The sequence below is a fragment of the Fictibacillus nanhaiensis genome, assembly GCF_019801215.1.
In the GTDB taxonomy this organism is placed as follows: Bacteria; Bacillota; Bacilli; order Bacillales; family Fictibacillaceae; genus Fictibacillus; species Fictibacillus nanhaiensis_C.
Window position 1 is genome coordinate 1091842 of record NZ_JAHVJO010000001.1, and the last position, 14924, is coordinate 1106765.

Annotated in this window: 14 protein-coding genes; 2 read left to right on the forward strand and 12 right to left on the reverse strand. The window is 40.2% G+C overall.

Annotation, left to right across the window (positions count from 1 at the left end; translation table 11 throughout):
- Nucleotides 1-8: 8 nt before the first annotated feature.
- Nucleotides 9-3575 carry a chromosome segregation protein SMC gene (smc, locus tag KUV80_RS05645; protein WP_222461682.1) on the reverse strand — a complete coding sequence of 1189 codons (3567 nt, stop codon included), beginning with the start codon at nt 3573-3575 and terminating at the stop codon, nt 9-11.
- Nucleotides 3576-3790: 215 nt separating this feature from the next.
- Between smc and KUV80_RS05650 the strand changes: the two genes are divergently transcribed.
- On the forward strand, nt 3791-4015 hold the full coding sequence (locus KUV80_RS05650) for a DUF1128 domain-containing protein (RefSeq protein WP_222461683.1): 225 nt from the start codon (nt 3791-3793) through the stop codon (nt 4013-4015).
- Between the two features lie 48 nt (nt 4016-4063).
- On the opposite strand, the gene rnc is transcribed toward KUV80_RS05650, so the two are convergent.
- The 11 genes from rnc to KUV80_RS05705 form a co-directional block, all read right to left on the reverse strand.
- A complete protein-coding gene (gene rnc, locus KUV80_RS05655) occupies nt 4064-4774 on the reverse strand; it encodes a ribonuclease III (protein WP_246625107.1) in 711 nt (236 codons plus the stop codon).
- Between the two features lie 169 nt (nt 4775-4943).
- Nucleotides 4944-5177, reverse strand: coding sequence for an acyl carrier protein (gene acpP, locus KUV80_RS05660; protein ID WP_222461685.1), 234 nt, complete (start codon nt 5175-5177; stop codon nt 4944-4946).
- Between the two features lie 94 nt (nt 5178-5271).
- Nucleotides 5272-6012 (reverse strand): 3-oxoacyl-[acyl-carrier-protein] reductase, encoded by a 741-nt coding sequence (gene fabG / locus KUV80_RS05665; RefSeq protein ID WP_222461686.1) that lies wholly within the window; start codon nt 6010-6012, stop codon nt 5272-5274.
- Nucleotides 6005-6955 carry an ACP S-malonyltransferase gene (fabD, locus tag KUV80_RS05670; protein WP_222461687.1) on the reverse strand — a complete coding sequence of 317 codons (951 nt, stop codon included), beginning with the start codon at nt 6953-6955 and terminating at the stop codon, nt 6005-6007. The genes fabG and fabD overlap by 8 nt, the downstream gene beginning before the upstream one ends.
- Before the next feature lie 3 nt (nt 6956-6958).
- Nucleotides 6959-7957, reverse strand: coding sequence for a phosphate acyltransferase PlsX (plsX, locus tag KUV80_RS05675; protein WP_222461688.1), 999 nt, complete (start codon nt 7955-7957; stop codon nt 6959-6961).
- A gap of 6 nt (nt 7958-7963) precedes the next feature.
- On the reverse strand, nt 7964-8536 hold the full coding sequence (gene fapR / locus KUV80_RS05680; protein ID WP_222461689.1) for a transcription factor FapR: 573 nt from the start codon (nt 8534-8536) through the stop codon (nt 7964-7966).
- A 173-nt stretch (nt 8537-8709) separates the two neighbouring features.
- Nucleotides 8710-10746, reverse strand: a complete 2037-nt coding sequence (recG, locus tag KUV80_RS05685; RefSeq protein WP_222461690.1) for an ATP-dependent DNA helicase RecG — start codon at nt 10744-10746, stop codon at nt 8710-8712.
- A 2-nt stretch (nt 10747-10748) separates the two neighbouring features.
- A complete protein-coding gene (gene sdaAA, locus KUV80_RS05690) occupies nt 10749-11636 on the reverse strand; it encodes an L-serine ammonia-lyase, iron-sulfur-dependent, subunit alpha (protein ID WP_222461691.1) in 888 nt (295 codons plus the stop codon).
- 14 nt (nt 11637-11650) lie between these two features.
- Nucleotides 11651-12313: an L-serine ammonia-lyase, iron-sulfur-dependent subunit beta gene (gene sdaAB / locus KUV80_RS05695; protein ID WP_222461692.1), complete on the reverse strand. Its 663-nt coding sequence runs from the start codon at nt 12311-12313 to the stop codon at nt 11651-11653.
- A 94-nt stretch (nt 12314-12407) separates the two neighbouring features.
- On the reverse strand, nt 12408-14084 hold the full coding sequence (locus KUV80_RS05700; protein ID WP_222461693.1) for a DAK2 domain-containing protein: 1677 nt from the start codon (nt 14082-14084) through the stop codon (nt 12408-12410).
- Between the two features lie 15 nt (nt 14085-14099).
- Nucleotides 14100-14462, reverse strand: coding sequence for an Asp23/Gls24 family envelope stress response protein (locus KUV80_RS05705; RefSeq protein ID WP_066240675.1), 363 nt, complete (start codon nt 14460-14462; stop codon nt 14100-14102).
- Nucleotides 14463-14696: 234 nt separating this feature from the next.
- Between KUV80_RS05705 and rpmB the strand changes: the two genes are divergently transcribed.
- On the forward strand, nt 14697-14885 hold the full coding sequence (rpmB, locus tag KUV80_RS05710; RefSeq protein WP_066240673.1) for a 50S ribosomal protein L28: 189 nt from the start codon (nt 14697-14699) through the stop codon (nt 14883-14885).
- Nucleotides 14886-14924: the final 39 nt, after the last annotated feature.

Here is a 14924-nt window from a genome sequence, read left to right on the forward strand (position 1 = left end):
TTTTCCTCCTACGATGTTACAAGTTCTTTTGTTTCTTCGAGTCGTACTGATACAAGGTTAGATACACCTGATTCCTGCATGGTTACACCGTACAAAACATCCGCTTCTTCCATCGTACCTTTTCGGTGTGTTACCACAATAAACTGTGTTTCCTTGCTAAACGCGCGCAAGAATTTTGCGAAACGGTTTACGTTTGCATCATCTAGCGCAGCTTCCACTTCATCAAGAATACAAAAAGGAACCGGCCGTACTTTAAGAATAGCAAACAACAGAGCAATCGCAGTAAGTGCGCGTTCTCCACCGGATAGCAGTCCCAGCTGCTGCAATTTTTTACCTGGTGGCTGCGCCATAATATCGACTCCTGTTAAAAGCAAGTCTTCAGGCTGAGTTAGAACAAGATCAGCCTTGCCGCCTCCGAATAATTCCTTGAAAATGACGCCAAAATGAGAGCGAATAGCCATGAACGTTTCTTCAAAGCGGGTCTTCATCTCTTCATCCATCTCTGAAATCACACCATATAGCGTATCTTTTGCTTCATTTAGATCATTTCTTTGTTCTGAAAGAAAGTCAAAGCGCTGACTGACTCTTTCGTATTCTTCTATCGCTCCGATATTAACGACGCCAAGCTCTTCGATCGCTAATTTAATCAGTTTCACTTTTCGTTTCGCATCTTCAAGCGGCATCTCGAGTCTGTGTTTTTCCTTTGCACCTTCGTACGAGAGTTCATATTCTTCTCGCAAATGTGTAAGTCGAGTTTCTAATTCGACATCCAGCCTGTTGATACTGACTTCTTCAGTCCTTAGACCGTCACTTAGCTGTTTATATAGCCGTTTTGATTCTTTTAATTCACGTTCCATCTCTTCAATGGATTGGAAAGAGTTAGTTCTTTCTTCTCTTCGTTCTGCAATGAGCTTTACGGCCGTGTTTTTCTCATGTCGCCTCTGTTTAATCTGCTCATCAAGGGAATCTTCTCCTGATGAACTAGAGTTCATTTCTTCCTCAAGCAGCCAATAGTCTTCTTCCGTTTCTTTGCTTTTCGTTTCCACATCATCACGTTCTTCTTGAAGACGCCCGCACCTTTCTTTTAAGTTAGAGACTTGCTGCTCAAGTTCGGCTGCTTTTATTTTTAAATGTGTTAACGTTTCTCTAAGTTCCTCTTTAGAGGTCTGATGCATCTTTTTCTTTTCTGTTAGATCAGCGATCGTTTTTTCAAGTTCGTTACCTGCCTTGACCGCTTGATTTAGTTTCTTTTGAAGATCGATCACTCTTGAATCTGCAGCAGATTTCTCAGATTCATAAGAGTTTTTCTCCCTATCATATAATTGCAGTCTATCGTTCAAGCTCTTTTCATTCATCTCAATCTCACGGAATTTAGCTTTTAGTTCTTGTTCAAGATCTCTCAAGCGTTCGCCTTCAGTCTGAAGAGCCTCAAGTTGTTCTTTCATTTTTAAAACTTCGGCTTTCTTCTCTGCTACATTCGACTCTAATTGAAGGGTCTGTTTCTCCATTGACGCAATTTTCTCAGTAAGTGACTCTACTTCTCGCTGCCTGCTCAAGAGTGATGAACTCTTTTGTTTTAAACTTCCCCCAGACATAGATCCACCTGGACTTACAACATCTCCTTCAAGCGTTACGATTCGATACCGGTAACCTACTTGTTTTGCAATGCTGTTCGCGCCAGCAAGATTTTTAGAGATGATAATGTTTCCTAACAAATTACCGATAATGTTTTCATATTTCGCATCATATTGCACTAAATCTGATGCTACTCCAACAAACGCTTCAATTGACTGGGCGTGATAGGTGTCAGCACTTGAAATGCGACGGCTTTTTATTACATTTAACGGTAAAAACGTCGCCCTTCCCGCTTTCGTTTGTTTTAAAAACTGGATAGCTTTCATGGCATTCTGTTCATGGTCCACAACGACATGCTGCATGGAAGCTCCTAATGCAGTTTCAATCGCCGTTTCAATCTCAGGAGGAACAGAAAGAAGCTCCGCAACAGCACCTTCTATGCCAGCTAGACGAGATTCTTTCGCTTTTAAAACTTCTTTAACACCTTGCATAAAGCCCGCATATTCGTCCTGCATGGACTCTAGCATTTCTTTTTTTGATTTAAACTGTTGGATAAATTGATAAGCCTGATACAGTTTTTCTTGGTTTGACTGGCTTTCTTGCTCTTCATTCAGCATAGACGCCTTTAATGTTTGATACTCTTCTTGCTTATTTTTTAGATCCGTTTCAGCTTCAAGATACGATTTTTCTGCCATTTCTTTTGCTACTTTTAGATCTTCTCTTTGAAGGAGAAACTTATTGTTCTCTTCATCAAGTCTAGTGCTTTTAAAGTTTTGCTGTTTAGCTTGATCTTCAAGGTAACGCATTTCATTTTTGATCGTTGTTTGTTCATTAAGGCGTTCAAAATAGTCGCTCTTTAATTTTTCAAGCTCTGCTTCAACATCCATTTCCAGGACAGTTAAGCGACTCTCTTCCTCTTTTACCTGCTTCTTAACCGTTTTTAACTCTTGTTCTTTTTCCGCAAGAACGCTTTTTTCTGCTAAAACTTGTTTCTGAAGCTCTTCCTTTTTGATCTTTAACTGCTGTATCTGTTCTAAAAGAGAAGTCTTGTGCTGGTCATAGTTTTTCTTTCTTTCTTTTAAAACTTCTTTTTTTCCTTCAAGTTTCTCAAGTGTTTCACTTGCTAAAAGAAGTGCGCCCTGAAGTTCATCAATGGATTCATCCATCGCCTGCATATCAAGTCTTGCTCTTTCAATCGCTGTTTCTCCATGTTTTACATTTGTAGATAATTCACTTTCTTGTTTCTGCAGCTCGGCTACCCAAACTTTTTGTTTTTCCCAACGTCCGTGCAAGTCTTCAATCTCCGAAACAAGCACTGCCGTTTCTACAATTTCAAGCTCCTGCTTCTTTTCGAGAAAATCTTTTGCAATAGACGCTTGTATTTTGAGTGGTTCTACTTGAGTATCCAACTCATGCAGGATATCTTCCACTCGGTTTAAGTTTTCTTGTGTTTCGGAAAGTTTTTGTTCAGCCTTCTGTTTTCGTGTCTTATATTTTAAAACACCTGCTGCTTCTTCAAAAATCTTGCGTCTCTCCTCAGATTTACTGCTAAGTATCTCTTCTACACGGCCTTGTCCAATGATTGAGAATGCTTCTCTACCTAGTCCAGAGTCCATGAAAAGCTCAACAATGTCTTTTAATCTGCATTGTTGTTTATTGATTAAGTATTCGCTGTCCCCTGAGCGATAAACTCTTCTAGTAATGGATATTTCGTTATAATCAAGAGGCAAATGCTGATCTTCGTTATCTAATGTAAGTGTTACTTCTGCGACATTTAACGGTTTTCGGTTATCACTGCCAGCAAAAATGATGTCTTCCATCTTTGATCCACGAAGGGATTTTGCCGATTGCTCACCTAATACCCAACGCACCGCATCCGAAATATTGCTCTTGCCGCTTCCGTTAGGACCAACAACTGCGGTAACTCCTTGGACAAATTCAACTTGGATCCGCTCTGCAAATGATTTAAATCCTGCTACATCAATTCGTTTGAGGAACATCTCTACAATCCCCCTTACATCCATCTAGACCATTCATATATTTTGAGTGGAATGGCCGTTTTATGTTTTTCTACTATGTATCTAACTTATTTATTTTATCATAGATTTACCCGCTCATAGTCATAAAGATTACAGTGTGATAAAATATGAAAGTACAATCAATAGTTCTGTTTTTGTTTTTTACATAATACTACAGCGTAAAAAGGAGCCCTATAATGGACTTAACGAATGAAAATTTCGAAAATCTATCTTTTATGATTGAGAGCTTGAAAAAGAAATTGCAATTAGTAAACAGCGGATTGATTCAGCCAGAGGATTATGAATTAAATCGTTATGATGACATAAAAGAACTGTACGATATGGTTATGAAAATGCCCTCCTTCAGCATTCGAGACATGGAAGGAATCGTAGAAGAACTTGCTTCTCTAAAAAAGAAATAGTAGAAACCCCCTAAAGTGACGTATTCACCTCATCTTAGGGGGTTTTCTTTATTCTTTCTTTGCGACCTTGCCGATCGCTTCTTGTGCAGCATGCTGTTCCGCTTCTTTTTTTGATCTTCCATAACCGATGCCAAACGTCTCATCGTTTAATCTTACTTCAGAAACGAACTCTCGGTTATGCGCAGGACCCTTTTCCTGAACAATTTTATAATCAATATGACCTAAACCTTCACGTTGAACAAATTCTTGCAGCTGACTTTTGAAATCCATCACATGAGAAAAAGCACCTTCGTTTATTCGTGGTACGACGCACTGATTCAGGAACTCAATCACTTTTTCGAGTCCTTGATCTAGATAAAGTGCTCCAATGAATGCCTCAAACACATCCGCTAAGAGAGCAGGACGCGATCTTCCACCAGTGTTTTCTTCCCCTTTTCCCAATAGAACAAAATCACCGAAGTGCAAATCGTTCGCAAACAGCACAAGTGATGGTTCACAAACGATGGCTGCTCTAAGCTTTGTGAGTTCACCTTCGCTCATGTTTGTAAATTTGCTGTACAAATATTGAGAAATCGTTAGTTCGAGAACAGCATCTCCAAGAAATTCAAGTCTTTCATTATCCTCGAACGTTCTTCCGCGATGCTCATTCACATATGATGAATGGGTAAAAGCTTGTGCTAATAGTTTTTCATTATTAAACGTAATATTTAAGCGTTCCTGAAGAGGGGCTACTTTCTGAATGCGTACCTTGTCATCCATGCCCTTTTTGGAAGCCGACTTAAACCGATTTTTAACTGTTTTCTTTTGAGTTGATTGTTTTGAACCTTTCATAAACTTCCTCCAAAAATCTCGTAAAAGGGCTATTTTGTTGTTTCTCCCCTTAAATGGGAAGAAAGCCCCGCTATAAACACGGGACTTTATCCGTTACTTATTGTTTGCTGTTTATGTAATTTACAACATCACCAACAGTTGCAATTTTTTCAGCATCTTCATCAGAAATCTCTAATTCGAACTCATCTTCAAGTTCCATTACCAATTCTACTACATCAAGAGAGTCTGCACCAAGATCTTCTTTAAAGGAAGCTTCAGGCTTAACCTCAGACGCGTCAACACCTAGACGGTCAACAACGATCTTTGAAACTCTTTCTAAAACGTCTGCCATTTTGTGTGTCACCTCCTTTCAATAGTATATGCTTTTTTATCATAAAAAACTAGAGGGATACGTGCTGTTAAAAAAACAAGTTTCCAAAAGAAAACTACATTACCATTCCGCCATCAACATGAAGAGTTTGTCCTGTAATATAAGAACTCTCATCTCCTGCTAGAAACACAGCTGCTGCTGCAATGTCATCTGGCTGACCAAAACGGGCTAACGGAATGTTTCTCAGCATATCCTCTTTGATTCCTTCTTCTAGCTTACCTGTCATATCTGTTTCTATAAAACCAGGTGCGATCGCATTAACGGTAATACCTCTTGAAGCCAACTCTTTTGCAGCCGTTTTTGTTAGACCAATTACACCTGCTTTTGCTGCTACATAGTTGGCCTGGCCTGCGTTACCGGAAACCCCTACGATCGATGCGATATTAATGATGCGTCCATGACGCTGTTTCATCATTTGTCTGCTAACTGCTTTTGTGGTCAGGAATACACCTTTTAAGTTCGTGTTGATGACTGCATCCCAATCTTCTTCTTTCATTCTCATAAGCAAGTTATCTCTTGTAATCCCAGCATTGTTTACGAGAACATCAAGCCTGCCAAATTCATCAATAACTGACTTTACCATGTTCGAAACATCTTCTGAGTTAGAAATATCAGCTTTGATGGCAAATGCATTACCGCCGTTTGCTTTTATCTCTTCTACAACTTCGTTTGCTTTCGCTTCACTGCCGGAATAATTTACTGCTACTTTTGCTCCATTTTTAGCAAAATAAAGGGCAATCGCGCGACCAATTCCACGGGAGGCACCTGTAACCAATACAGATTTATTGTTAAGCATCTACCGATTCTCCTCTCAGTTTCTCTACTGCCAGCATTAAAGTATCCATGTCTCCAACAGCCATTACATTGGCACGGCGATTCACTTTCTTTACAAGGCCGCATAAAACTTTACCAGGTCCTATTTCAATAAAAGTATCTACGCCAAGATCCATCAATTCTCTAACAGTCTCTTCCCAGCGAACGGGTGAATAAAGCTGTTCGATCAGTTGTTGTTTAATCTGTTCTCCAGATGTAACAGGTTTCGCTGTTACGTTAGCGATTACTGGTGTTAGAGCATCATGAATTTCAATCTCCGATAAAACTTCAGAAAATCGGTCAGCTGCAGGTTTCATTAAGGATGAGTGAAAAGGTCCGCTAACTTGTAATGGGATTACTTTTGCGCCTTCTTCTTTCGCTTGCTTTCCAGCTTCCTCTACGCCTGATACCGTTCCGGAAATAACAATTTGACCTGGGCAGTTCAAGTTGGCTACTTGTACACTGTTTCCTGCTTGCGTAACATCCGCTGTTATGACTTCAAGTCGCTCTTGATCAAAACCGATAATAGCAGCCATGGTCCCCACACCTGCAGGAACTGCTTCTTCCATAAGCAATCCGCGGTTTCTTACCGCATACACTGCGTCCTCAAAAGAAATACTGCCAGCCGCAACTAAAGCTGAATATTCTCCCAGGCTGTGCCCAGCAGTAAAGTCAGCTGAAATCCCATGCTCTTTAAATACTTCAAGAACAGCAGTACTAACGGTTAATAAAGCAGGCTGTGTGTTTTCTGTTTTCTTCAGCAACTCTTCAGGTCCTTCAAAGATAATTTTTGACAAGTCGATCTGCAGTTTTTTGTCGGCATTATCAAATACAGCTTTTGCTCGTGGCTCTTGATCAGCTAGTTCTTTCCCCATTCCTACAACTTGAGAACCCTGTCCAGGAAAAAGAAAGGCGATTTTACCCATCTGTTACTCCTCCTTTTTATCGTCAGCTTGAATATGATTCAAAATCGTATGAACGACATTCTTATCTACCATCTCTTTCGTTTGGCGGATGGCATTTAATACGGCGTTCGCATTTGAGGAACCGTGTGCTTTTATTACTGGAGCGGCTAAACCAAATAGTCCCGCTCCACCATACTCTGTATAATCGAGCTTATCTTTTATTCCGCGAAGCTTTGGTTTCAATACTCCCGCTGCCAGTTTGCTTGTTAAACTTGACGTTAATGTTTCTTTAATCATGGAAAACATGCTCATAGCTGTTCCTTCAATTGATTTTAAGACTAGATTCCCAGAAAATCCGTCACAAACAACAACATCTGCAGCTCCCATGAGAAGATCTCTTGATTCTACATTTCCGACAAAGTTAATATCAGCTTCTTTCAGCAATAGATAGGCTGCCTTTGATAGTGCGTTTCCTTTTTCGCTCTCTGTCCCTATGTTTAGTAGTCCTACTCGAGGGTTTTCAATTCCTCTTACTTGCTGGCAGTAGACAGAGCCCATTAACGCATATTGTAGAAGGTGTTCAGGTTTAGCATCCATGTTCGCACCTACATCTAAGAATAGGAAGCCTTGGCCATTTAGGGTAGGAAGTGTTGGTGCTAATGCGGGTCTCTCTATCCCTTTAATTCTTCCAACGTAAAATAAGCCACTTGCCATTAAAGCACCTGTGTTTCCTGCTGAAATGTATGCATCTGCTTTACCTGTTTTCACTTCATTAGCTGCGAGTACCATTGATGCATTCTTTTTTCGTCGAACTGCTCGAACGGGTTCCTCAGAGGTTTCAATGACTTCATCCGTATGTATGATGGTAAAAGTATGATTGGTTGGTAGATGTTCATTAATTTTAGCTTCATCACCTACGAGAGTGATTGATAGTTCCGGATATTGTTCAACAGCGAGCAATGCGCCTTTCACAATTTCTTTTGGCGCGTTGTCTCCACCCATGGCATCTAATGCGATTCTCATGCTGATTTAACTTCCTTCCTTTGGATCTTGTTTTGATCGATACATCGTAAACTCACCGTTAAAAACAAGCTCTTTTTCGACATAACTGTTTAATTCTACTTTTGTCCGTTCAGAGCCCTTTTCTGTCACTTTTGCTTTTGCGATAATTCTTTCTCCAACCCTAACAGGACGTGAGAAACGAATGTTTGCCTTTGCAGTCAATGCTAGTTCGTCGTTTATTATTGCCACAGCTAAGGAATTAGCTTGTGCGAACACATGATGTCCTCTAGCAATTTTATTACGTGAGAATACGTGTTCTTCTTTAATATCTAATATTGAAATAGCAGACTCGTCTAATTGCAGATCAATGATTTCACCGATTACTTCTTCAATCGGAAGTGCTTTAACATCATCCAGTTTCGTTTCAGCAACAGATTTAATTCTTTCTCTAAGTTCAGGGATTGAAAGTTCTAAACGATCAAGCCGAATAGTCTGGACACTGACGCTGAATTTATCTGCTAGTTCTTCATCTGTAATAAAAGGTGTTTGTTTAATGGTTTCAGTTAAGAGCTCTTGCCGCTCTCGCTTTGTTTTTTTCATAAATACTTTTCCTTCTTCCATTAAAGAGGTCTTATTTATGGATTCATCCTTATTTCTATAAAAAAGCGTTAGAAAAGCAGGTGCCCTAAAATAAGGCGTACCTGCCGCGTTTTTCTGCTATTATGAGCTGGTACTAATAGTAGTATATAGTATCAGTACTCCTCTTTCAACTATTAATCCAGTCTTTCCTTGTCAAGGACCCCTTCATTTTCAAGGATAGCCCGTATTGGTGCATACATCGTTTCTTTCCAAAACTCTTCAGAATTCACAAGTTTTGCAGCATCATTTCTTGCCGTTTCCAATATACGATAATCGTGAATAAGATCCGCTACTTTAAAGGCGGGAACTCCACTTTGCTTATTACCGAAGAAATCTCCAGGGCCGCGAAGCTCTAAATCTTTTTCTGATAGTTCAAAGCCATTAGTCGTCTCGGTCATGATTCTCATCCGCTCTTGGCCTTCTTCAGTCTTAGGATCTGCAATCAACACACAATAAGATTGATCACTCCCGCGCCCCACTCTTCCCCTTAACTGGTGCAATTGGGATAATCCAAATCTTTCTGCATCATAGATCACCATTATTGTGGCATTCGGGACATTGACCCCAACTTCAACAACAGTCGTAGAGACAAGAATCTGACACTGATTAGCTGCAAATCTTCTCATCACTTCATCTTTTTCAGTTGCATGAAGCCGTCCGTGCATTAATCCTACTTCATATTCGTGAAAATATTGGCTGAGCTGCCCATGAACGTCAATCGCATTTTGGACATCTACTTTTTCGGATTCTTCAATTAATGGACAGATCACATAGGCCTGCCTTCCATTCACGATTTCTTTTTTTATAAAATCAAGAACTCTTTCTAACATGCCGTGTTTAGCCCAATGAGTGATGATAGGCTTTCTTCCAGCAGGCATGACATCTATCGTAGATACATCCATATCACCAAATGCAGAAATGGCTAATGTTCGAGGGATGGGTGTAGCTGTCATGAACAGCACATCTGGACTTTCTCCTTTTTCCCTCAGCACCCTTCTTTGGTTGACTCCAAAACGGTGCTGTTCATCGATAATTACCAATCCTAATTTGTGAAAATTCACTTCCTCTTGTATAAGAGCGTGAGTCCCTACCATTATCTGTATCTCACCTTGACTTAACAAATGCAGCGTTTCTTTTCTTAACTTCCCTTTTACAGAGCTCGTTAACAGAGCAACCGTAATACCAAAAGGCGCGAACATTTCCTTAAGGGATTGAAAATGCTGTTCAGCAAGTATCTCAGTAGGCACCATCAGTGCCCCTTGCCTGTTCGCAGTTACAGAAGCATATAATGCGATGGCCGCTACAACTGTTTTTCCTGAACCAACGTCACCTTGAAGAAGCCTGTTCATCCGACTAGCATCTGTTAGATCTTTTAATATTTCTTCTACTACACGCTCTTGTGCTTGTGTGAGCTGAAAGGGAAGAGAAGCAATGAATGACTCTACACGCTTCTGATCAAATAAAAGTGAAGCACCTTCTGATTGCTGCCGGTTCCATTTTCTAAAAATCTGCATTTTTAGTTGAAAGAAAAGAAGCTCCTCATATGCGAGTCTTCTTCTAGCAGCCTTTAACTCTTGAAAGTTTTCTGGGAAATGCATCATTTTAAGTGCCGTTTCTTTTCCAGGAAGCCGGTATTTCTCGCGTAAATATAGAGGGAGCGGTTCCGGGACATGCCCCGTAAATTGTTTAAACGTTTGTTCAATGATTTTGCGCATCGTTTTCCCGTGCATCAATCCTTTTAAAGAATAAACGGGTTCAATTTTACGGTCGTCTGAAAAAGGACCAAAATGAACATCACTGACCGTTAACGTCATTTTATTGCGATCCCACTTTCCTGTAAGAGTAAGTGTTAGACCTAAGGAGATTTGATTTTTCAAGAAAGGACGGTTAAAGATTACCGCTGAAACTAAATACTTGCCGATTAGCATACGGAACGTCAGTCTTGATTTTTTTTTCGGAAAATAACGTAGAGAAGGCTCTGAATGAACCTTCCCTTCGATTGTTGCTTTTTCATCATGTGCGATGTCTGATAGATCTTTCTTTTGATAATCTTCATAGCGATACGGCAAATATTCAAGAAGATCTCCAACAGTGATAATTCCCATACTCGCTAATTCTTCTGCTTTTTTTTCACCGATTCCTTGTACGGTTGTTGTTGGTTCTGTAAGCATCATCACTTCTCATTTAATGGGATGCCGAATATTTTCGCCTCAAGTTCTCTGCCAGTAGGAGTGGCAGCTAGACCACCCTGTGCCGTTTCGCGTAGAGCTGATGGCATAGAGAGACCAATCTTATACATTGCATCAATAACTTCGTCACATGGAATACGGCTTACGATGCCTGCAAGAGCCATGTCTGCAGCAACTATAGCGTTACTTGCTCCCATAGCATTTCTCTTCACACATGGAACTTCAACAAGACCTGCTACAGGATCACAAACTAATCCCAGCATGTTTTTAAGTGCAATCGCCATCGCTTCAGCAGCTTGTGAAGGTGTTCCACCAGCTAATTCAACGATTGCAGCTGCCGCCATACCAGTTGCAGATCCCACCTCTGCCTGACAACCTCCTGCTGCTCCTGAAATGGAAGCATTGTTAGCGACAACAAATCCAAAGGCACCTGCTGTAAATAAATACTGTATCATCTCTTCGCGAGTCGGCTTTAGTTTCTCCTTTAACGCAAATAGAGTCCCTGGAACTACTCCTGCAGATCCTGCAGTAGGCGTTGCGCAGATTGTACCCATTGCAGCATTTACTTCGTTCGTCGCCATCGCTTTACTAACCGCATCCATCATCAGATCACCAGACAAGGATTTCCCTCGTTTGATATAGTCTTGTAAAAGTTTCCCGTCTCCACCCGTCAATCCTGAATGAGACTTAACATCTTCTGTAATCCCGCGCAATACTGCTTCTTCCATTACCGTTAGGTTCCGGTCCATAAAGGATGTAACTTCGTCTCTTGTTCGGCCGGTAACTTCCATTTCTTGCTCAATCATAATCTCTGAAATCTTGCATTTTTTTGATTCCGCTAATTCTATTAGTTCAGCTACATTACGAAACATATGCTATTCACCTCTTAATCATGAATCTTAACAACTTGTTGAACAATAGGAAGAGAATTTAATTCATCTATGATGACACCATCAACATTTTGATCGATTTCAATCACCATGAGGGCTTCTTTCCCTTTTTCTTTTCTCGATACTTCCATGTGACCAATATTGATCTCATGTTTAGCTAATATGTTGGCAACACCAGCAATGGCTCCATATTTATCGTTATGAACGATTAGCAAAGCAGGATGATTGCCAGAGAGCCTTAAATCAAACCCGTTCAGCTCAGTGATTTCGATTTTCCCTCCACCGATGGAGATACCAACCAGTTCTATCTGAGCTTCGCTGTCTCCAATGATTACTCGAGCTGTATTCGGATGATCTGTAATCGCGTCTTCTTCCGTCATCGTTATGGCGATCCCTTCTTGCTTAGCGATTGTAAGCGCATCCACAATCCGAGTATCGAAGGTATCGTAATCTAAAATACCCCCGACTATCGCAACATCTGTTCCATGACCTCTATAGGTTTTAGCAAACGATCCATAAAAAGAGATTCTTGCAAAATCAGGCTTTCTGCCGAATAAATGCCGGGCAACTCTGCCGATTCTGGCTGCTCCAGCAGTATGTGAACTTGATGGTCCGATCATCACGGGACCGATTATATCAAAAACACTTTTATATTTCATGACGATCTCCTTCACTTGCGTTTTTTCCCAATAAAATAAGTATTCCTCCTTAACTTTATCACACTTTAAGTTAAAGAGAGAATACTTTTAGGGATTATTCAACTGCTAAAATAAATGAATAGATCGGCTGTTTTCCATTATGGATCTCAGCTTCAGCATCAGGAAACTTATCCTCGACATAATCAGCTAGTTCTTTTGCTTCTTCTTCAGAACAATCTTCGCCATAAATAATGGTCACGATCTCTGAGTCTTCGTCCATCATTGTAGATAAAAGTTCTTTTGTTACTTCTTGTTTATCTGTTTTAGAAGAAATGATTTTTCCTTCTGAAATCCCCATAAAGTCACCTTTCGCAATTTCCACCCCATCAATAGAGGTATCTCTAACTGCATATGTTACTTGTCCGGACTTAACACTCGAAATGGCTTCGTTCATCTTCTTTTCGTTTTCCTTCATATCTGCAGAAGGATTAAACGCAAGAATTGATGCAATTCCTTGAGGCACTGTTTTCGTTCGGATGATGACTACTTCTTGATCAACAACACTTGCAGCTTGTTCTGAAGCCATAATGATGTTGCTGTTGTTTGGCAAAATAAATACTTTTTCGGCATTTACTTCAGAAATCGCACGAACGATGTCCTCTGTACTTGGATTCATCGTTTGTCCGCCTTGGATTACAGCTGCACCCATGGATGAAAACATTTCTTCGATTCCTTCACCCATCGCTACAGTAACTATGCCATATTCTTTCTTCTTTTCAGTGACTGGCTGAGAATATGAAGGGATTACTTCGTTTTCGCTCTCTAAGATTGCTGAATGCTGTTCACGCATATTTTCGATCTTAATGTTAATTAGACTTCCATAACGGTGTGCAAGAGATAGCATGTTTCCGGGTTGTTCAGTATGAATGTGAACCTTTACTACATCTTCATCTGCAACAACAAGTAAAGAATCTCCGTGTTCACTTAACTCGTTTCGAAATCCAATTTCATCGAACGGGTTATTTTTCAGCTTGTTTTCTTCAAATTTCACCATAAATTCTGTGCAATATCCGAAGTGAATGTCTTCTGTTTTCATATGAAGCTGGGCTTTATGATGTTCAGCATTTACGAGTTCACCCATAGAAGGAGCGTTAACCGATACTTTCGGAAGTTCTTTACCTTCTAATACGGCTAAAAAACCTTCATAAACCGTTACAAGTCCCTGTCCGCCTGAATCAACAACGCCAACTTCCTTTAATACTGGAAGAAGGTCTGGCGTACGGTTTAATGATGCTTTAGATTCTTTCACAACTTCTTTCATAATATAAAGAATGTCGTCAGATTTTTTCGCTTCTTTTACGGCTTTTTTTGCAGCATCTTTTGCAACGGTCAAGATTGTACCTTCAACAGGCTTCATAACTGCTTTATAAGCTGTTTCGACACCTTTATCAAACGCGTTAGCAAATTCGGCAGCAGTAATCGTTTCTTTACCTTCGATCGCCTTAGAAAAACCTCTGAAGAGCTGTGACAAGATAACGCCAGAGTTTCCTCTCGCTCCCATTAAGAGACCTTTAGCAAATGCATTTGCAACAGCGCTTATTTGATGGTTTATGTTCTTTTCAACTTCCTTGGCACCAGATGTGATCGTTAAGTTCATGTTTGTTCCTGTATCGCCATCTGGCACAGGAAAAACATTAAGAGCGTCCACCATCGCTGCATTTCTAGAAAGGTTCGATGCACCTTCGAGCACCATTTTTGAAAACTTTTTTCCGTCTAATCCTTTTAAAGACACAAAACTTCCTCCTAACTAAGGGGTTGTCACCCTGACACCCTGAACGTAAATATTGACTGAGTCAACCGCCAAACCAAGCATTTGATCCAGGGTATATTTCACTTTGTTCTGTACGTTGTGAGCCACTTCAGAAATCTTTGTTCCGTAGCTTACAATGATATACATATCGATATGTACTTCATCTTCCTCTTGTCGGACAACGATCCCTCGGGAGAAATTTTCACGTCCTAAAAGTTCAGTTATTCCATCCTTGAGTTGTTTTCTTGATGCCATGCCAACAATTCCATAACAATCGATTGCAGCTCCACCAGCTATAGTGGCAATCACTTCATTAGAAATATCAATTTGACCATAGGTTGTTTTCATTTCAATGGACATGCTTACATCCCCCTTTAAATTGTTAAATGGCTAAAAATATTTTACTATACATTACACTTTTTTGAAAGGACTACTACATTTCACACTATGTAAATAGTAATGTCAAGGAAATTTACTTGAAATCCCATAATGAATATGTTGCAATAGCCTCAGAGTCGTGCTAATATTATTTAGTATTTAACATACGATTGAATTGATGCAAAGCTTTTTTGCTGTAAAGGAGGTTCACCTACTATGGCTCGTAAATGTTTTATTACTGGAAAAGGACCTAAAACCGGAAACAAGCGTTCTCACGCTATGAACAAATCAAAGAAAAGCTGGGGAGCTAATGTCCAAAAGGTTCGCATTCTTGTGGACGGAAAGCCAAAGCGCGTATATGTTTCTGCTCGTGCTCTTAAATCTGGCAAAGTAGAACGCGTTTAATAAAAAACGGCAGCACGAGCTGCTGTTTTTTTATTTGCC